This is a genomic window from Paenibacillus sp. FSL F4-0125, assembly GCF_038008565.1.
GTDB lineage: Bacteria > Bacillota > Bacilli > Paenibacillales > Paenibacillaceae > Paenibacillus_AQ.
On record NZ_JBBOZJ010000001.1, the window covers coordinates 1,133,391 to 1,150,905 of the forward strand.

A 17,515-nucleotide genomic window follows, 5' to 3' on the forward strand; every position below is an offset into this window, starting at 1 on the left:
GCTTTATATCCATTTTTGTTAGCAGTGAAACCTTGTGGGAATTGTGGATAATGTGGATAATTCGGTGGATAATAATTCCTGTACTTCGAAAATACCGATTTAACGCATAAAAAGAGCCCCTAAGGGGCTTTTTTAGTAGGTAGTTATACACGAAACCTGTGTATAGAGCTGTGGATAACTAATTATGAACAAATCGAGAAATATGAAAAAATATTTATGAAGTGGGTTTTACATTATTCGTCAGCAAGGATTTCCCATTCGTTAAATAAATCTGTAAGCTGCGTTTTTTTGTTTTTTAGGTCCTCTTCATAACCTTGAAGTGCTAAATAATCCTGATAAACTTCAGGTTTAGTCATTTCATTCTCTATAAAAGCGATCGACTCCTCTAGTGAGGCAATGCCTTCCTCGAGCTCAGCGATACGCCGCTTCCGGTTGCGCTCTTCACGCTTGGCTTGCTTATCCGCTTCGAAGGAGGAAACAGTGCTTTTTTCAGGAACTGCAGCATCCTTGTTGACGTTCTTGGAGGCTAATTCGGCGGCATCTTTCGCAATCTCTTCTAATTCTCGTTTTTTCTCGATATAGTCATCGTAGTTACCAAGGTATTGGTCGATCCCCTCGGGATGAAGCTCCAGCACACGTTCAGCCATTTTGTTGAGGAAATAACGGTCATGAGAAATGAAGAGTAATGTACCTTCGAAATCGATTAAAGCAGATTCCAGCACCTCACGACTGACCAAATCTAAATGGTTGGTTGGCTCATCGAGAATGAGCATATTTGCGCCGCGCAACATGAGCTTCGATAATGCCACGCGTGCTTTTTCGCCGCCGCTCAGCGCGGAGATCTTCTTAAGAACATCTTCACCGCTGAAGAGGAAATTGCCAAGAATTGTACGGATTCTGGCTTCCTCAATCATTGGGTATTCACTCCATAGCTCTTCCATTACCGTATTTTTCGGATTAAGGCGTGTCTGTTCCTGATCATAATAAGCAACCTTGACTTTCGTGCCCCAATTCACGGTTCCAGCGGACGGCTCCCGGGTTCCGGTCATACACTGCAGCAGTGTAGATTTACCGATACCATTGGGTCCGATGAGTGCCGCGGTTTCTCCACGCCGCAGTTCAAAAGAAGCATCCTTAAACAAAGGTGGACCATCATTAAAGGAAACGGCTACATTACGAACTTGCAGCACTTCTTTACCAGACATGAAGTCGGGCTCGAAGGAGAAGCTGGCTTTCTTCAGATCGCCCATCGGTCGATCTATGCGGTCCATCTTCTCAAGCGCTTTGCGTCTGCTCTGCGCACGTTTCGTGGTAGATGCTCGCACTATGTTTTTCTGTACGAAATCTTCCATTCTTGAAATCTCATCCTGCTGTTTCTCATACTGTTTCATTCGTGCTTCATATTCAGCAGCCTTCAAATCTACATACCGGCTGTAATTGCCTGTATAACGTCGAGATTGATGACGCTCGATCTCTACAATAGTAGTCACAAGCCGGTCCAGGAAATAACGGTCATGAGAAACAACCAGAATTCCGCCAGCATAACTGCGAAGATAATCCTCAAGCCAAGTTAATGTTTCAATATCCAGATGGTTCGTAGGCTCATCCAGCATTAGAAGATCGGGAGCCTGAAGCAAAATGCGGGCTAATGCGAGCCGAGTCTTCTGGCCGCCACTAAGTGTGGCGATGGGTGTATCCGGTGGGAACTCGCCGAAGCCCATACCGTGCAGGACACTTCGGATTCGTGTATTCATTTCATAACCGCCGTGATCCTTGAACCAATCTGATCGGCGGGCATATCGTTCGAGCAGCTCTTCGTACCGTTTTGGGTCTTCTGCCAGCTTAGGATCAGCAATGCTTACTTCCAGCTCTCTTAGCTCAGCCTCCGCTTCGATTAACGGTGCGAAAACGGCCATCATCTCTTCATGAATGGTTTTGTCGGATTGAAGTCCGCTATTTTGGGCTAAGTACCCGATTGTAGTTTCTTTTGATTTATGAATTTGACCGCTGTCATAGGACATTTCACCAGCCAGAATTTGTAGAAAAGTTGATTTGCCGGCACCATTAACACCTACGAGTCCAACACGTTCCTTTTCATTTACCTGGAGGCTTATGCCGTCTAGTACGTTTTGTATACCATATGATTTTGTAATTCCTGTCGCTTGAAGAAGCATAACGATGAAACCTCCACCCTTGCATATTTCGCCTTGGTATTTATACCTCAGCCGTATGAACAACTTATTCTATAGTTTACATGAAAAGCGTTTCCCAAGCGAGAGCTCGATATATTGGAAGCAAGGAATAAAGACCTGGCCCGGAAACACAGTCCTATCCACCTTGGCGAACCGGGGAGAAGAGTGGTAAACTGGATTTACAAACAAGGATAAGCTTGGGATAAATATATGGGGGTGACCGACGATGTCAAGTAAGGGGTCGGTGATCTCCAAAATAAAGCAACAACTAAGAACTGAGAAGACCATCGCCCGAAACGAGCTCTCCTCGGACCAGAGAAGGGAATTGTCTTTTCTGGTCTGCAAGCATGCATCAGAGTGGCTGAAGACGAAGGACATCGCCTCACTGATGGCTTATGTATCTTTCCGTTCTGAACTCGATACCAACGCGCTTCTTACACAGGCGTGGAAGGATCAGCGCAGGGTACTGCTGCCGCGTGTTATTCCGGCAAGTGGTGCAATGAGTGTTCATAGGGTGAGCGCATGGAGTGAGCTTGAGCCGGGGGCGTATGGTATCCATGAACCTATTGTATCCGGCAAAGATTCACAAGAAATTGAAGTTGTTACACTACCCGAGGTTGTGTTTGTTCCGGGGCTGGCTTTTGATCTCCAGGGGGGTAGGCTTGGTTACGGCCGAGGATACTATGATCGATTGCGTGCGACATGGGAGACGGAAGAGTATGCCGCTGCGAAGCCGCCTGTCTGGATCGGGCTAGCCTATGGTATGCAGGTGGTTCCGAAGGTGCCCATGGATGAGCATGATGCCTTTATGGACATGCTGATTACTGAAAATGGCATAGTGCACTGCCGAAAAGGAGAGTGAGCCGTGGAATTGACCCATTTTAACGAGCAGGGAAGAGCTCGTATGGTGGATGTGAGTGAGAAGGAGATTACGAAGCGGACAGCTGTCGCGCGGAGTAAGATCAAGATGGCAATGGAGACGCTTAGTGCCATCAAGGAAGGTAAGATCAGTAAAGGAGACGTACTTGCCGTTGCGCAGATCGCTGGGATTATGGCGGCCAAGAAGACGTCTGACTGGATTCCGATGTGCCATCCGCTCCCGCTTACCGGTATTGACATCAGCTTCTCCGATAACAGCGAAGATGAACTTTATATAGAAGCAATAGTCCATACCACCGGAAAGACCGGAGTTGAAATGGAGGCGTTGACCGCTGTTTCTGCCTCAGCATTAACGGTATATGACATGTGCAAGGCTCTTCAGAAGGACATGATTATCGGACCAACGCTATTAGTATCTAAAAGCGGGGGCAAGAATGGAGATTACGCGCTTGAACCTTGATCAGATCTTATGTTCGATGCGCTGAAGCAAGCGGGCTGCACTGTACAGCCAATTATACATAGAGAGGGAGGACAAACCTATGGCGTGGAAAACAGCAATCCTAACGGCCAGCGATAAAGGGGCCAGGGGCGAACGGGAAGACACGAGCGCCCAGGTTATTCGGGAGCTGGTGGAAGAGGAGCTTGGGGGCGAGATTGTTGAATATCGAATCGTACCCGATGAACAAGATGAGATTATCGCAGCTTTGATAGAACTGACAGATTATTTTCAGGCGGATCTGGTATTGACGACCGGAGGTACCGATCTAGCGATACGCGATGTGACTCCGGAGGCTACTCGGCGTGTAATCGAGCGGGAAGTACCTGGACTTTCAGAAGCGATGCGAAGTACGGTGATGCAAAAAAACCGTGCGGTGATGCTGTTCCGCGGGATATGCGGCATTCGTGGACGCACGTTGATTGTCAACTTACCGGGTACACCGAAGGGTGTTCATGAGAATTTGGCAGCCATTATGGATCAATTACCGGAAGCGTTACTAATGGTAACTGGCCAATACCGCCAATAACATTGTCATATTCTTGTCACGTCACAAGGATAAACTATTTATAGAAGATAGTGGATGTAACTGTGACATAAGTTATGGTATTATTAGATTATCGTAAACGATGCCATGATCGGATAGACGGACAAGGAGGAATAATAATGTTTAGTGGAATTGGAACTCCGGGTATTATCTTGTTGGTTATACTGGCACTGCTCCTCTTTGGCCCGAATAAACTGCCAGAGTTAGGCCGCGCAGTTGGACGAACCTTCCGTGAATTTAAGGAAGGCGCACGTGAAATCATCGGTGATACTGATCCGGTGAAGAAGAGCGAAGCTCCTGTGCCGACGGCCCCGCAGACGGTCGCTGCAGATATTCCTCAGGACAAACGCCTGCCGGAATAATAATAAGTTTAACAATGGGGCTATCTCACAAGTCTAATAGACTTAGGAGACGCCCCTTTTTTAATTTGCTTGTTGCTTTCTGCAGAAACGGGCACAGTTTTACACAAAGCTGGTGTAATGTTTCTACTCTTGTCATGGGATGGTGTCAGGATGTCTCTCGAAACGGAAGAAATGTCGGTGGTGGATCATCTCACCGAGCTGCGTAAACGGATTATTTATGTGCTGATTGTATTTATTCTTGGATTGGTAGGAGGTCTGTTCTGCGCCAAGCCCATTTACGATTATTTAATTAGTACAGATCTAGCACAGGGCTTTGTTCTGCATGCGTTCTCATTCTGGGATGGTATCGGGATGTATATGAAGATCGCGATGGCAGTTTCGCTTGTCATTTCAATCCCTTTTATTGCTTATCAATTGTGGGCGTTTATTAGTCCAGGCCTTAGACCGGAAGAGCGTAGTGCAACATTGCGTTATGTTCCATATGTTTTTGTTCTTTTTTTAATCGGTCTTTCTTTTGCTTATTATGTTGTATTTCCAATGGCGCTTTCGTTCACGATCTCAATCACCCGGAGTATGGGGCTGGAAGAGACCTACGGAATTGCGCAATATTTTAACTTCATGTTCAGTCTGGTGCTACCTTTAGCGTTGCTATTTGAGCTTCCGCTGCTGGTGATGTTTCTGACCAAACTGCGGGTTCTTAATCCGATACGCTTGCGTAAAATGCGTCGATACGCCTATTTCACGCTTGTCTTTATCGCCGTAGTCATCACTCCCCCGGATTTCATCTCGGACTTTCTGGTGACCATTCCACTGCTCATTTTGTATGAGTTCAGTGTATTCTTATCTGCATTTGTCTATCGCAAACAGCTTGCTGCAGATGCAGCGAGGGAAGAACAGTATGTGAAGAGTGAGGAAGAGTGATTAAGGGCTGTCGCTAAGTAGATATTTCTACGAAAGAGACAGCTCTTTTATTTTTAAAACGCCTTTAAAGTAAAGATGTGTTTAGTCTTTTTGAAATGTTCAAGCGTAGGTGGTACAGTTGAAACTACTGGGAATCAAACGCATATTTTCACACCCTGTGGATAGAATGTTATAGAGTGTGCGCCTAGGACAACCGGTGAAACGTTGTTTTTACGAAAACAAATGCGAATTTGTGTAAAAGGACTTGAAATTCGGGCTCAAGTTGAGTATCATAAAAATTGTTGTTAGCACTACAGACCGTCGAGTGCTAACGCTTATGAAAAATATGAGATGGACCAGAGATTTGTAGCGTCCAATTGATATTTTTCATAAACATCAGAGAGTTAGAAGTACGGCCGGCAAGTTCTAAACTATGTTTTGAAGCAAAATAACATAATTTTAAAGGAGGCTATTTTTTCATGATCAAACCTTTAGGTGAACGCGTATTGGTGCTACCGAGCGAGCAGGAGGAAACCACTTCATTCGGGATTGTGCTTCCGGACTCCTCGAAAGAAAAGCCACAAGAAGGAACAATTATTGCAGTAGGCAGCGGAGCTTTGAAAGATGGAGTACGTGTAGCGCTTGAAGTAAAAGAAGGCGACCGTGTTCTTTTCTCAAAATATGCAGGAACAGAAATCAAATACGAAGGTAAAGAATATTTGATTATGAAAGAAAGCGACATTCACGCGATTCTTGACTAAGCGAGAGTCGATCATAAGCTAAATCTAAACTACTTAAAGTAACGTGATATACAAAAAATTCTAGGAGGTAATTACACAATGGCTAAAGAAATTAAATTTAGTGAAGAAGCTCGCCGCTCTATGTTGCGCGGTGTAGATGCTTTGGCAAATGCGGTAAAAGTTACACTCGGACCAAAAGGCCGTAACGTGGTGCTTGAGAAAAAATTTGGTAGCCCGCTTATCACTAACGATGGTGTAACTATCGCTAAAGAAATCGAACTTGAAGATGCATTCGAGAACATGGGTGCTCAACTAGTTAAAGAAGTTGCTACTAAGACTAACGATGTAGCCGGTGACGGTACTACAACTGCAACGGTTCTGGCACAAGCTATGATCCGTGAAGGTCTGAAGAACGTAACTGCAGGCGCTAACCCAATGGTTATTCGCAAAGGGATCGACAAAGCAGTTCGTGCAGCAGTTGAAGAATTGCAAAAAATTGCTAAGCCAATCGAAGATTCCCAAGCTATCGCTCAAGTAGCTGCTATCTCTGCTGCTGACGAAGAAGTGGGCCAATTGATTGCTGAAGCTATGGAAAAGGTAGGTAAAGACGGTGTAATCACTGTTGAAGAATCCCGTGGATTCGCTACTGAACTTGAAGTCGTAGAAGGTATGCAGTTCGACCGCGGTTACATTTCCCCGTACATGATTACTGATACGGACAAAATGGAAGCTGTTCTGGAGAACCCATACATCTTGATCACTGATAAAAAAATCAGCAGCACTCAAGAAATTCTTCCATTGCTTGAAAAAATCGTTCAACAAGCTAGACCGCTTGTTATTATCGCTGAAGATATCGAAGGCGAAGCACAAGCTATGTTGATCTTGAACAAACTGCGCGGAACATTTAACGCTGTTGCTGTTAAAGCTCCTGGCTTTGGCGACCGCCGCGAAGCTATGCTGCAAGATATCGCTGCTCTGACTGGTGCCCAAGTGATCACAGAGAAGCTCGGTCTTGATCTGAAGAGCGCTTCCATTGAACAACTGGGTAACGCACGTCAAGTACGCGTAACAAAAGAAAACACTACAATCGTAGACGGAAGCGGCGACAAAGCGGACATCAATGCTCGCGTAAGCCAAATTCGTGCTCAACTGGAAGAAACAACTTCCGAGTTCGACAAAGAGAAATTGCAAGAGCGTTTGGCTAAATTGGCTGGCGGCGTAGCCGTTGTCAAAGTTGGCGCTGCAACTGAAACTGAATTGAAAGAGCGTAAGCTTCGCATCGAAGACGCCCTGAACGCAACTCGCGCTGCGGTTGAAGAAGGTATCGTTTCTGGTGGTGGTACAGCTCTTGTGAACGTATATAGTGCTGTTGCTGCTGTAGATGTAACTGGCGATGAGAAAACAGGCGTTAACATCGTGCTTCGTGCGCTTGAAGAGCCAATTCGCACCATCGCAGCTAACGCTGGTCAAGAAGGTTCCGTAATCGTGGACCGCTTGAAAAAAGAAGCAGTAGGTATCGGCTACAACGCTGCTACTGGTGAATGGGTGAACATGTTCGAAGCAGGTATCGTTGACCCTGCTAAAGTAACTCGTTCCGCACTTCAAAACGCTGCATCCGTAGCTGCAATGTTCCTGACTACTGAAGCAGTAATTGCTGACAAGCCAGAGCCAGAAAAACCAGGTATGCCTGATATGGGCGGCATGGGTGGAATGGGCGGCATGATGTAATAAGGCTGATTAAGCCTTGAAATAGGATGGATTAGAGGCTTCTCATGAGTTCATTGAACTTGTGGGAAGCTTCTTTTTTTATGGTGTGCTCAGAAAAAAACACTTGTAAATGACTGCATCTTAAAGCTTTTTGATGTAATTTTAAGATAGAGTATAGATTAATTTAAGGAAGTTAAATAAATACACTTGAACGTTCACTACAGTGAATATATAATAAATTTAAGAGGTCACTGCTGACCTTGTATTTTTTTAATTAATTATTTAACTTCATTTATTAATTATGTTAATAATATAACCAGGAGGACCTATGAAATCATTTCTGCCCAATGATATTAAAGATGAGAACAGGAAAATAGTCTTCGATATTTTGCTTCAATATCCTGAAATGGCGAAAGTCGAGATTTCAGAAAAAACGGCAATGAGCTTTGTTACTGTAAGCAAGATTGTCACTTTTTTTGAACAGATTGGTTTATTGACTGCCACTGGTGAAAGTCGAGAAGGTTCTGGCGGCTTGGGAAGAAAACGTACGGTTTACAGATTTAATGAAAACAGCTATACGACAATCGGAATACAGATTATTGGCAATACGATTACGGCGTTACTTATTAATCTACACGGCAAGATCATAGATTCGTATTCGATTGAAACAGATATTCCGTTCCATAGTCAGCAGTTCACTTCGGTATTTATAAAGCTTGTGGAACATTTGAAGAGTAAAGCGAAGGAAACAAATAGTGTTGTTTTGGGGATTGGTATTGGCGTTGATGGCGCAATCAATACAAGAAAGAAAACGATTCGGATGAGAACTCATCACAATAAAGAAAACGATTTTGAGTATGAGTCTATTATTGAAAATCTCAAGCGTGAAGTGAATTTGCCTATTCTTCTGGAGAATGATGTGAACGCAGCGACTGTGGCGGAATTTCGGAATCTTGAAAACTCAGATCAAGCAACGACGAGTCTCATTCATGTTGCTGCAGGTGATGGCGTTGGGGGCGGCTTGATCATTAACAAAGAGTTACACCGCGGTGTTAATGCAAGAGCAGGCGAGCTGGAGTATATGTGCTTTGATTCAGAATACAAGCGGACTCCATCATCAGTCGGTTGGCTGGAAAGCAGATTAGCCATTAAGTACTTGCTAAGCGCATATGATTTGAATTCAGCGAATGACGTAGAAGCTTGCATTGATTATGTTTCGAAGAATCTGGCTTTAACGATTACAAATATAATCAGCATTCTGGATATTGATCAGGTCATTATTAGCGGTAAAACGGTAGCGCTGTTCCCGGAACGTATATTGGATCGTACGAAAAGTTATGTCGAGCAATATACGGAGTGGACTCCACAAATTTCTGTGAGTGACTTACATCAATCAACAGCAATGGGAGCAGCGATACTTATTCTCCAGCAAGAGATGATGAACGTCATTTCGGATTAAACAACAAGGAAGTGAACAGGATGATCAGAATCTTTGATAACGAAGAAGAAGTAGCAAACGAAATTGCCAGAGAGATGAAAGATCGTTTAATTAACGATCATCATCCCGTGTTCTGCCTAGCTTCAGGGAGCACTCCACAAAAAAGCTATCAGAAATTTTCCAATGATGCGGACATCCAGTCGAAGATCAAGAGGCTAAACATCGTTAGCTTGGATGAGTGGGTTGGTATAGATAAAAGCTCTGAAGGAAGCTGCTATCAGATGTTGAATCAAGATCTATTTTCGCAGATTTCACTGGATGGTAGCCAGATTGAATTTTTTAACGGAACATCGCCGGATATAGAGCAGGAATGTTTACGAATTGATCGCTTTATCGAGCAACACCCGATTACCTTCAGCTTGATGGGCGTAGGTATGAATGGACATATTGGATTAAATGAACCTGGCGGCCCAGTATTGAATCGTAGCAGTGTTGTGGAATTGTCAGAAACGACTAAGATAGTCGCCCAAAAATATTTTCTTAAGCAGACTGAATTAAAGCAAGGCATTACATTAGGTTTGGAACAGATTGCAAGTAGTAAAAGAGTTGTTGTCGTCATAACTGGAGAGCGCAAAGCCGCTATCGTAAAGGAGATTCTCACAAATTCAGACGCACAGCTACCTGCTCAGCAATTGCTTGGTTATGAGCATATAGATTTCTATTTGGATGCTGCAGCAGCTAAATATATGGATCAGTCATCATAGTTGAGGAGCGTAAATATGGGTAGCTTCGTTATTGGAGTAGATATTGGAGGAACAAATATTAGGGTTGGATTAGTGAACGAGCAACTTGAACTTGTTCGGAAGGAGTCGGCATTAACAAGAGGCTTCCAAGATGCTGAAGAAATTTTCAAAACCGTCAAGGAAATGATCGCTAAAGTCGACCACGAACAGCTAGCAAGCAAGATAGGCATTGCATTGCCGATTCCTTGGAAGGATCAAACAAAAATCATTCGTGATGTTACTAATATTCCTTGCCTAGAGAATGTTAGTATCTCAACAATCAGAGATTTCTTTCCGAATTATGAAGTGTTTTTTGAGAATGATGTAAACGTGATCACCCTGCTAGAATCGGATCATGGAGCTGCCAAGCCTTATAACCAATCCATATATATAACGGTTAGTTCAGGCATTGGATGCGGTATCATACTTGATAAAAAAATCATACAAGGAGCACATGGATATGCGGGCGAGATCGGAAGCATGATTATTTCCGATAGCAAAAGAAATCATTCAACGCTGTATAACGGTACTTTGGAATCTCTATGCAGCGGCACAGCTCTTGAAGCGGAAAGTAAGCTTTTATATGGCAGCGATGCCACCTCGGGTTTGCTGTTTGAACGCTATCATAGGGGGGACCAGCAAGCGATAGAAGTGATTGACAGGTGGGTGGAGTACTTTTCCAACGCAATAGTTAATTTGATGCAAATCATTGATCCGAACATTATTGTTGTCGGAGGAGCGGTCATTCATCACAACCAGTGGCTGATTGATAGCGTTATTGAAAGCGCTAAAAAGAAAGTTCTTCCACACTTAAAAGAGAACATTAAAATCGTGTTAACTGAATTTGGACCTGATGCCGGAATGATTGGTGCCGGCTATAACGTTTATAAAAAGGCAAAAGGAGCTTGAAGACCATGAAAAAGTTGAAGGTTGCGTTAATCGGAGCAGGAAGTGTTTCCTTTGGACTAGGAGCACTTCAAGATCTCGTGTTATCCGAACGTTTGAGAAATCAAGTAGAACTCGAAATCGCACTTATGGATATTGTAGAAGAGAATGTGAATAGAACGTACAAGTATGCAACCGAAATGTTTACGGCATTTTCTCATCCTGCGAAGATTTGGCAAACGACGAATTTGGAAGATGCCTTAAGAGAGGCTGACTTCTCCATCTTTGCGATTGAGGTAGAAAGATATCATTACTGGTCACAAGACTTCCACATTCCGCGCCGTTACGGTAGCAAGCAGCTATATGGAGAAAACGGCGGACCAGGATCAATGTTCCACACCTTGAGAAATTTAGGTCCGATGCTGGAAATTGCAAAGACAATGGAGAAGGTATGTCCAGATGCCTGGCTAATTAACTATACGAATCCGGAAGCGAAGCTAGTGGAAGCCATCTCCAAATTAACTTCAATCAAAGTGGTAGGCTTGTGCCATGGTTTAGACATGGGGATTCATCAGCTAGCTGAGTTCCTGGAGATGGATAGTAAAGATATTGCAGTTGAAGGCGGCGGATTGAACCACTTTGGCTTCTTTACGAAGATCTGGAACAAGAGTACGGGAGAGGATTTATACCCTCTATTCCATGATAAAGAAAAGCAAGCTAACCGTTTGGCACATTTCGATCATATTGGATTATCCAGAACCTTGTACCATACTTATGGCTACTACCCTTACCCAGGGACTAACCATTGTGGGGAGTATATTTCTTGGGCAGAGGATTTCTATGCTGGACTACCTTTGCAGTTCCGTTACAATCCAATGAGCGAGCAGCTGTGGAAGAAGGACTCCAGAACACCTGAATTTGTATATTGTGCAAGTGGCAGTACTTTGGATAAAGGCTTATTCGAGACTACGCTGAATCAAGAGCAGTGGTCTGAGCAGGCTTATCTATTTGATAAAGATAAGGTTCAAATTAGTAATGAATACGCAATACCAATTATTGAAGCGATTTTCTTCGACGATGAAATCGAGTTGAATGCTGTTAATATGCCAAACCACGGCGCTATTAAAGGACTTCCAGAGGATATGGTTGTTGAAACGCAAGCGATCGTTAATAAAAAGGGTATCGTATTTAAGCCAATGACGGTTGAACTGCCAACTGCCATTATCGGAATGATCCATATTCAAGGTACAATCCATAAACTGTTACTGGAGGCGTTTCTTGAAGAGTCGAGAACAAAATTGCTGCAAGCGATCCTGCTTGATCCGCAAGCACCAACCTACTATCAAGCTTGTGCGATGATCGATGAAATGTGTGAGCTGCAAAAAGAAATACTGCCAAAGCTGGAGTGGAAGTAAGACATCTTTAATAAAAACGGCCTCAGTCTGATGAAATTCAGAACTGAGGCCATTTATTTTGCATTACATATTATTCCGAATCTGCATCCAGAAAAGGTTGTACTAAACTACGTACCTCATCGGTTGCATTCGTCTCCATCAATTGATTTCTTAGTTCGTCGGCTCCGTCAAATCCACGAATATAGATTTTGAAGAAGCTTCGAAGTGGATTAAATAGACGTGGTTCAACCTCTTTTGAATATTTATCGTGAAGATCTAGATGAAAAAGTAGAAGGTTAAGAAGCTCCTCCACACTATGTTCTTTAGGTTCTAGTTCGAAAGCATATGGATTTTTGAAAATACCGCGGCCAATCATGACTCCATCAACCCCGTATTGCTCTACTAATTTTAAGCCTGTTGCACGGTCAGGAATATCCCCATTAATGGTTAGCAACGTATTTGGGGCGATCTCATCGCGTAATTTTTTGATTTCGGGGATGAGCTCCCAGTGTGCATCTACTTTGCTCATCTCTTTTTTTGTACGGAGGTGTATGGACAGATTCGCAATATCTTGTCTCAATACATTTCCTAACCAATCGCGCCACTCATCAATTTCGCTATATCCTAATCTTGTTTTAACACTAACCGGCAATCCACCAGCTTTAGTCGCTTTAATAATTTCTGCTGCCACTTCAGGATGTCGAATTAATCCAGCACCTTTTCCATTGGTTGCGACGTTTTTTACTGGGCATCCCATGTTTATATCGATACCACGAAAACCAAGTTTTTTCATATCCATGCTCATTCGTTCAAAATACTCCGGGTTATTGCCCCAAATATGAGCGACCATCGGTTGTTCATCTTCCGTGAACCTTAATCGAGTAAGCACACTTTCCTTTACCTTTAATTTAGGGTGACAGTAGTATTCTGTATTTGCAAATTCCGTGAAGAACACATCGGGTTTTGCAGCTGCACTAACCACGTGACGAAATACAACATCTGTGACATCTTCCATAGGTGCCAATATAAAAAACGGCTTCGGTAAATCAAGCCAAAAATTTTGTTCGTTACTCATAAGTTCTCCTTCTTTTGCAACATTTTGCCCATCATACATAGTATCATTTCTTTTCGTTTAATGCACAGAATTATAGGAGGACCTTTATCTTTTTTCTATAATCGCTCGGGGTTATACCAGTACTATTTTTAAATAAACGATAAAAATATGAACTACTAGTAAATCCAGTTTTTTCGGCGATATCAACAATGGTGTATTCAGAGGTCTTCAGCAGCTCTTTAGCTTTATCCAACCGCAGTTCGTTAATTTTATCTGATAAAGCGTTTGTTGTTAACTGCTTATATAGCCGGCTCAAATAAATGAGAGACATCGAGAGCTCGTCTGCAATTGAATTTATGCATAGGTTGGAATTACTATAATCCCGCTCAATAATATGATGTACATTTTTATCGAGTTCCTCTTGCTTTGTATTTCGTTTCTCTTCGAGCTTTTGACTTATTTCTTCAAATATCTTGAAATATGGAGCATTGATTTCTTCTATGGTTTCAACATGATTGGGTAGTAAAAAAGTTGTATCGAATTCGGGTAATGTTAAAATTGCGTTGTTCTTTTAATGTTCGCAAGACGTTATTAACTGTAAGTGCTAAATGCGATATGACAAGTTGAACAACAGTAAATGAATATTCTGATATTTCTCCTACGATATCGATATAGATGCTACGTGCCGGCGTACACCTTACATCATTCCATTCGTGATTCTATAGATATGGATAAGGTTCGTGATTTGCTATTTACACATTCACATTCCGATCATTTGTATCCTGAAGATTTACTGATTCGTGCGTTAGGGTATGCCCAGTTTAATGAAGAGGAAGAACTCCATCTGTATGGTCACGATTATCGACGCTTGAATTATCCAATATTAATTATGTAATCGTCGCTTTTTTCATGGTTGTAAGAGCGGGCCGTGCACAAATTATAAGGGAATGGTAAAATAACTGGAAAATGATCTTGATTGGTTGTATTTGCTCGCCAGCTTCTTAATATATTTCTGATGGCGATGAGGCTTGCTCCATTAGCTTCAATTGCACCAATACGAGAAATTGGAACAGTTATAGGTAAGTTGATTTTACTAGAATTGAGGACTACTTTCTGACCGTATAGGGTAAGAATGAAAGGCCTCTCGTAGAAATACGAGAGGCCTTTCATTCTGTTAAGCATTAGATCGTTTTGTACTGTCTAATTGACGGGGCAATTCACAGTTTAATATGCCTCATTCTAATTCTTGTTCTAAAACAGTTTTTACTAAACGACGTACTTCATCTGTTGATCTTGTATCCATTAATTGGTTTCTTAATTCGCTTGCGCCTCTAAATCCACGAACATAGATTTTGAAAAAGCGAAGAAGTGGTTTAAATGAACGTGGCTCGAGTTCATTTGAATATTTATCGTGAAGATCCAACTGTAATAGAAGTAAATTGAGAAAATCCTTTGGACTATGTTCTTTAGGTTCTTTTTCAAAAGCAAATGGATTGGTGAAGATGCCGCGGCCAATCATGACACCATCAACGCCGTATTGTTCAACTAGCTTTAATCCTGTTGCGCGGTCTGGGATATCTCCATTTATAGTTAATAACGTATTTGGAGCAATTTCATCGCGTAATTTTTTTATTTCTGGGATTAGCTCCCAGTGTGCATCTACTTTACTCATTTCTTCTTTTGTACGAAGGTGAATGGAAAGATTCGCAATATCTTGCTTCAATATATGTGTTAACCAATCCCGCCACTCATCAATCTCAGAGTAACCCAATCTTGTTTTAACACTAACCGGCAATCCACCGGCTTTTGCTGCTTGAATAATTTCTGCTGCAACCTCAGGATGTAGTATTAATCCAGCACCTTTTCCATTGGATGCGACGTTTTGTGCGGGGCATCCCATGTTTAAATCGATACCGCGAAAACCAAGTTTTTTCATATCAATACTCATCTGTTCAAAAAATACAGGTTTATCACCCCAAATATGAGCGACAATTGGTTGCTCATCTTCTGTGAACGTTAATCGACCACGTACACTGTCTTTTCCTAAAGGGTGACAATAGCTTTCTGTATTAGTGAATTCTGTGAAAAACACGTCGGGTTTGGCAGCTTCACTAATGACGTGACGAAATACAACATCTGTGACATCTTCCATTGGTGCTAATATAAAAAACGGCTTCGGTAAATCAAGCCAAAAGTTTTGTTCGTTACTCATATTCTCTCCTCTTGTTGCGATATATAAAAACATATAAGTTATAGCAAAGACCTTTTACCCAACATACATAGTATCATTTTTTTTCGTTTATTGCACAGAAGAAAGGAGAATACATATAGCGAAATCAATATACATAGCTTATAGCTTGAAGTGCTAAAATAAGATGTATAAAGCTTTATTAATGGCAACATGAGATAACAATACAGTAGAAGTGGTGAAGATATGGGGATAACTGTAAAAGATATGCTGCAACTTCCTTCCTTTCGAGGAGCAAAGGTGCTAACTGGAAATAATAATCTACACCGCACCATTTCTTCTTTATCCGTACTAGAGGTTTCAAATGCGGATTATTCTTCTCGAATTGTCCATTCCATTCAAGAAGAGTGGTATGCGGAAGAGATAGTGATCAGCTCTTTTTACTCCATTAAGGACAGTGTAGAGAAACAGTGTGAAACGATAGAGTACTTGCACGAGCTTGGAGAAGTAGGATTGATCTTATACTATGTAGGAATTATCATTCCTGAAGTAGCTGACGAGTTACTGCAATTAGCAGAGTCCAAAAATTTCATCATCATTTGTATGCCGGAAAATGATTTTTCACTTCGCTACAACGAAGTGATTTATGAAGTGATGGAAGCGATTGTTCTGAACAATCAGACGATCAATGATAATTTTGTAAATGAAGCGTTAGAGAAAGTATCCCTTTTGCCAGAACACTCACGGAGCGTCGAAATTACGCTGAAAATATTGTCTGATCGGCTGAAAGCGAACGTCATCCTGACGAACACCCAGTTAGATATCGTAAATCAAGTAATGTGGCCCCGTAATTCATCGTTAAACGTGGGGCATATTATTGAGACCTACGCCCCCTATTTGATGAATATGACGAAAGGACAAGCAGAGCCTGTTTCAAATTGCTATGTGGAATACAAGAGTATTCATCAAAAAAACGGAGAAGCGCTGCATTTATTTTTGATTAAAGAGAACTCAAAATTACCTGCGAAGACCATCGATAAAATCAGCGAGGTTGTACAAGTAGCGATCAATTTGTGGGGGGATAAGCATAACGAGGTTAGCGAATATGCCTTGGTAAAAGCAATTATTAATGATGAAAGCGAAAAAATGCGAAGACTGGCTCATTTTCTCCACATTGATGTCTCTTCCATTCAGATGATGTGGTTAGTATATATTCACGATTTATCGCAAGAGAAACAAATTCGTGAAGAGCTGGAAGAGCATTTGTTCAAATATTATAAAACGGCGGTCATTCAAACTATCGATCATTGTATAATAGCTCTCATGGGAAATTGCTCTTACAAGTACAATGAGTATGAAATTGCAGCGGAGTATATTGACACGACGAATTCAGCCCCGCTTATTTCCGAAATAGTCTATGCTCCCCGAATGAGAAATACACAAGATGTACGACGCATGTATCGGCTGGTGAACAGTGTGGGACGGAAAGTCCATCTGATGTATGAGCATCGTAAATTGTACACAGCAGCCGAGATGCGTTCTATGAAACAAGCTATTGAGTTAAGTGAACAGGGGGAAGAAATCCTTGAAGAATGGATGTCTGTGATTGATCCCATTCTAGGTGATCCAGAGTCGATAAAAACACTCATAACCTTCTTGTTAGATGCAAAGGGGAATTTTGATAACTGTGGGAAAATGCTGTTTGTTCATAAAAATACAGTAAAATATCGTATTAGAAAGATCAGTGAATTAATAGGTTATGATGTAACCGTCAACTCCGAATCTTACGATGTGTATATCGCTTGCATGATTTATCGACTCACACATAGCTAGTATAATCCGTAGTTTTTGTCGAATAAGACAAAAATCACGGATTTTTTTTTATTTTAGAAAAAGACGTAATCCCATGGTTCCTTCTATAATAAGAAAAATTACTTTTCGAGGAGGAGAA

17 protein-coding genes are annotated in these 17,515 nt (G+C 42.0%); 13 read left to right on the forward strand and 4 right to left on the reverse strand.

Going from position 1 to position 17,515, the window contains the following annotated elements; translation table 11 throughout:
* Window positions 1–233: 233 nt before the first annotated feature.
* Window positions 234–2,174, reverse strand: a complete 1,941-nt coding sequence (locus NST74_RS04970) for an ABC-F family ATP-binding cassette domain-containing protein (RefSeq protein ID WP_341110738.1) — start codon at window positions 2,172–2,174, stop codon at window positions 234–236.
* Between the two features lie 244 nt (window positions 2,175–2,418).
* Between NST74_RS04970 and NST74_RS04975 the strand changes: the two genes are divergently transcribed.
* The 11 genes from NST74_RS04975 (at window position 2,419) to NST74_RS05025 (ending at window position 12,343) form a co-directional block, all read left to right on the forward strand.
* A complete protein-coding gene (locus tag NST74_RS04975) occupies window positions 2,419–3,054 on the forward strand; it encodes a 5-formyltetrahydrofolate cyclo-ligase (protein WP_341110740.1) in 636 nt (211 codons plus the stop codon).
* A 3-nt stretch (window positions 3,055–3,057) separates the two neighbouring features.
* Window positions 3,058–3,531 carry a cyclic pyranopterin monophosphate synthase MoaC gene (gene moaC / locus NST74_RS04980; protein ID WP_341110746.1) on the forward strand — a complete coding sequence of 158 codons (474 nt, stop codon included), beginning with the start codon at window positions 3,058–3,060 and terminating at the stop codon, window positions 3,529–3,531.
* Window positions 3,532–3,610: 79 nt separating this feature from the next.
* Window positions 3,611–4,096: a MogA/MoaB family molybdenum cofactor biosynthesis protein gene (locus tag NST74_RS04985; protein WP_020429419.1), complete on the forward strand. Its 486-nt coding sequence runs from the start codon at window positions 3,611–3,613 to the stop codon at window positions 4,094–4,096.
* Window positions 4,097–4,233: 137 nt separating this feature from the next.
* Window positions 4,234–4,476 (forward strand): twin-arginine translocase TatA/TatE family subunit, encoded by a 243-nt coding sequence (locus NST74_RS04990; protein WP_042124532.1) that lies wholly within the window; start codon window positions 4,234–4,236, stop codon window positions 4,474–4,476.
* 150 nt (window positions 4,477–4,626) lie between these two features.
* Window positions 4,627–5,397, forward strand: a complete 771-nt coding sequence (tatC, locus tag NST74_RS04995) for a twin-arginine translocase subunit TatC (protein ID WP_042131868.1) — start codon at window positions 4,627–4,629, stop codon at window positions 5,395–5,397.
* 458 nt (window positions 5,398–5,855) lie between these two features.
* Window positions 5,856–6,137 (forward strand): co-chaperone GroES, encoded by a 282-nt coding sequence (gene groES / locus NST74_RS05000; protein ID WP_036676506.1) that lies wholly within the window; start codon window positions 5,856–5,858, stop codon window positions 6,135–6,137.
* Window positions 6,138–6,215: 78 nt separating this feature from the next.
* Window positions 6,216–7,844 carry a chaperonin GroEL gene (gene groL, locus NST74_RS05005; protein WP_341110749.1) on the forward strand — a complete coding sequence of 543 codons (1,629 nt, stop codon included), beginning with the start codon at window positions 6,216–6,218 and terminating at the stop codon, window positions 7,842–7,844.
* A 307-nt stretch (window positions 7,845–8,151) separates the two neighbouring features.
* A complete protein-coding gene (locus tag NST74_RS05010) occupies window positions 8,152–9,282 on the forward strand; it encodes an ROK family protein (RefSeq protein ID WP_341110752.1) in 1,131 nt (376 codons plus the stop codon).
* Between the two features lie 20 nt (window positions 9,283–9,302).
* The gene (locus NST74_RS05015) at window positions 9,303–10,025 is read left to right on the forward strand and encodes a 6-phosphogluconolactonase (RefSeq protein WP_341110754.1); all 723 of its coding nucleotides are present in this window, start codon (window positions 9,303–9,305) and stop codon (window positions 10,023–10,025) included.
* Window positions 10,026–10,040: 15 nt separating this feature from the next.
* On the forward strand, window positions 10,041–10,952 hold the full coding sequence (locus NST74_RS05020; protein ID WP_341110756.1) for an ROK family protein: 912 nt from the start codon (window positions 10,041–10,043) through the stop codon (window positions 10,950–10,952).
* Between the two features lie 5 nt (window positions 10,953–10,957).
* Window positions 10,958–12,343 carry a family 4 glycosyl hydrolase gene (locus NST74_RS05025; RefSeq protein ID WP_341110758.1) on the forward strand — a complete coding sequence of 462 codons (1,386 nt, stop codon included), beginning with the start codon at window positions 10,958–10,960 and terminating at the stop codon, window positions 12,341–12,343.
* A 70-nt stretch (window positions 12,344–12,413) separates the two neighbouring features.
* On the opposite strand, the gene NST74_RS05030 is transcribed toward NST74_RS05025, so the two are convergent.
* The gene (locus NST74_RS05030; RefSeq protein ID WP_341110761.1) at window positions 12,414–13,397 is read right to left on the reverse strand and encodes a tRNA dihydrouridine synthase; all 984 of its coding nucleotides are present in this window, start codon (window positions 13,395–13,397) and stop codon (window positions 12,414–12,416) included.
* A 70-nt stretch (window positions 13,398–13,467) separates the two neighbouring features.
* Window positions 13,468–13,935, reverse strand: a complete 468-nt coding sequence (locus tag NST74_RS29915) for a helix-turn-helix transcriptional regulator (protein WP_445668170.1) — start codon at window positions 13,933–13,935, stop codon at window positions 13,468–13,470.
* A 78-nt stretch (window positions 13,936–14,013) separates the two neighbouring features.
* On the opposite strand from NST74_RS29915, the gene NST74_RS05035 reads away from it, so the two are divergent.
* Window positions 14,014–14,271, forward strand: coding sequence for a hypothetical protein (locus NST74_RS05035; RefSeq protein ID WP_341110763.1), 258 nt, complete (start codon window positions 14,014–14,016; stop codon window positions 14,269–14,271).
* A 339-nt stretch (window positions 14,272–14,610) separates the two neighbouring features.
* Here NST74_RS05035 and NST74_RS05040 read toward each other — a convergent pair whose 3' ends face one another.
* Window positions 14,611–15,588: a tRNA dihydrouridine synthase gene (locus NST74_RS05040; protein ID WP_341110765.1), complete on the reverse strand. Its 978-nt coding sequence runs from the start codon at window positions 15,586–15,588 to the stop codon at window positions 14,611–14,613.
* 222 nt (window positions 15,589–15,810) lie between these two features.
* Between NST74_RS05040 and NST74_RS05045 the strand changes: the two genes are divergently transcribed.
* On the forward strand, window positions 15,811–17,397 hold the full coding sequence (locus NST74_RS05045) for a PucR family transcriptional regulator (protein WP_341110768.1): 1,587 nt from the start codon (window positions 15,811–15,813) through the stop codon (window positions 17,395–17,397).
* Window positions 17,398–17,515: the final 118 nt, after the last annotated feature.

What these genes read in the sequence shown, in the direction of transcription:
- NST74_RS04970 (WP_341110738.1), bottom strand. Translation starts at nt 2,174, where the DNA reads ATGCTTCTTCAAGCGACAGGAATTACAAAATCATATGGTATACAAAAC.
- NST74_RS04975 (WP_341110740.1), top strand. Translation starts at nt 2,419, where the DNA reads ATGTCAAGTAAGGGGTCGGTGATCTCCAAAATAAAGCAACAACTAAGA.
- NST74_RS04985 (WP_020429419.1), top strand. Translation starts at nt 3,611, where the DNA reads ATGGCGTGGAAAACAGCAATCCTAACGGCCAGCGATAAAGGGGCCAGG.
- NST74_RS04990 (WP_042124532.1), top strand. Translation starts at nt 4,234, where the DNA reads ATGTTTAGTGGAATTGGAACTCCGGGTATTATCTTGTTGGTTATACTG.
- tatC (WP_042131868.1), top strand. Translation starts at nt 4,627, where the DNA reads ATGTCTCTCGAAACGGAAGAAATGTCGGTGGTGGATCATCTCACCGAG.
- groES (WP_036676506.1), top strand. Translation starts at nt 5,856, where the DNA reads ATGATCAAACCTTTAGGTGAACGCGTATTGGTGCTACCGAGCGAGCAG.
- groL (WP_341110749.1), top strand. Translation starts at nt 6,216, where the DNA reads ATGGCTAAAGAAATTAAATTTAGTGAAGAAGCTCGCCGCTCTATGTTG.
- NST74_RS05010 (WP_341110752.1), top strand. Translation starts at nt 8,152, where the DNA reads ATGAAATCATTTCTGCCCAATGATATTAAAGATGAGAACAGGAAAATA.
- NST74_RS05015 (WP_341110754.1), top strand. Translation starts at nt 9,303, where the DNA reads ATGATCAGAATCTTTGATAACGAAGAAGAAGTAGCAAACGAAATTGCC.
- NST74_RS05020 (WP_341110756.1), top strand. Translation starts at nt 10,041, where the DNA reads ATGGGTAGCTTCGTTATTGGAGTAGATATTGGAGGAACAAATATTAGG.
- NST74_RS05025 (WP_341110758.1), top strand. Translation starts at nt 10,958, where the DNA reads ATGAAAAAGTTGAAGGTTGCGTTAATCGGAGCAGGAAGTGTTTCCTTT.
- NST74_RS05030 (WP_341110761.1), bottom strand. Translation starts at nt 13,397, where the DNA reads ATGAGTAACGAACAAAATTTTTGGCTTGATTTACCGAAGCCGTTTTTT.
- NST74_RS05035 (WP_341110763.1), top strand. Translation starts at nt 14,014, where the DNA reads ATGAATATTCTGATATTTCTCCTACGATATCGATATAGATGCTACGTG.
- NST74_RS05040 (WP_341110765.1), bottom strand. Translation starts at nt 15,588, where the DNA reads ATGAGTAACGAACAAAACTTTTGGCTTGATTTACCGAAGCCGTTTTTT.
- NST74_RS05045 (WP_341110768.1), top strand. Translation starts at nt 15,811, where the DNA reads ATGGGGATAACTGTAAAAGATATGCTGCAACTTCCTTCCTTTCGAGGA.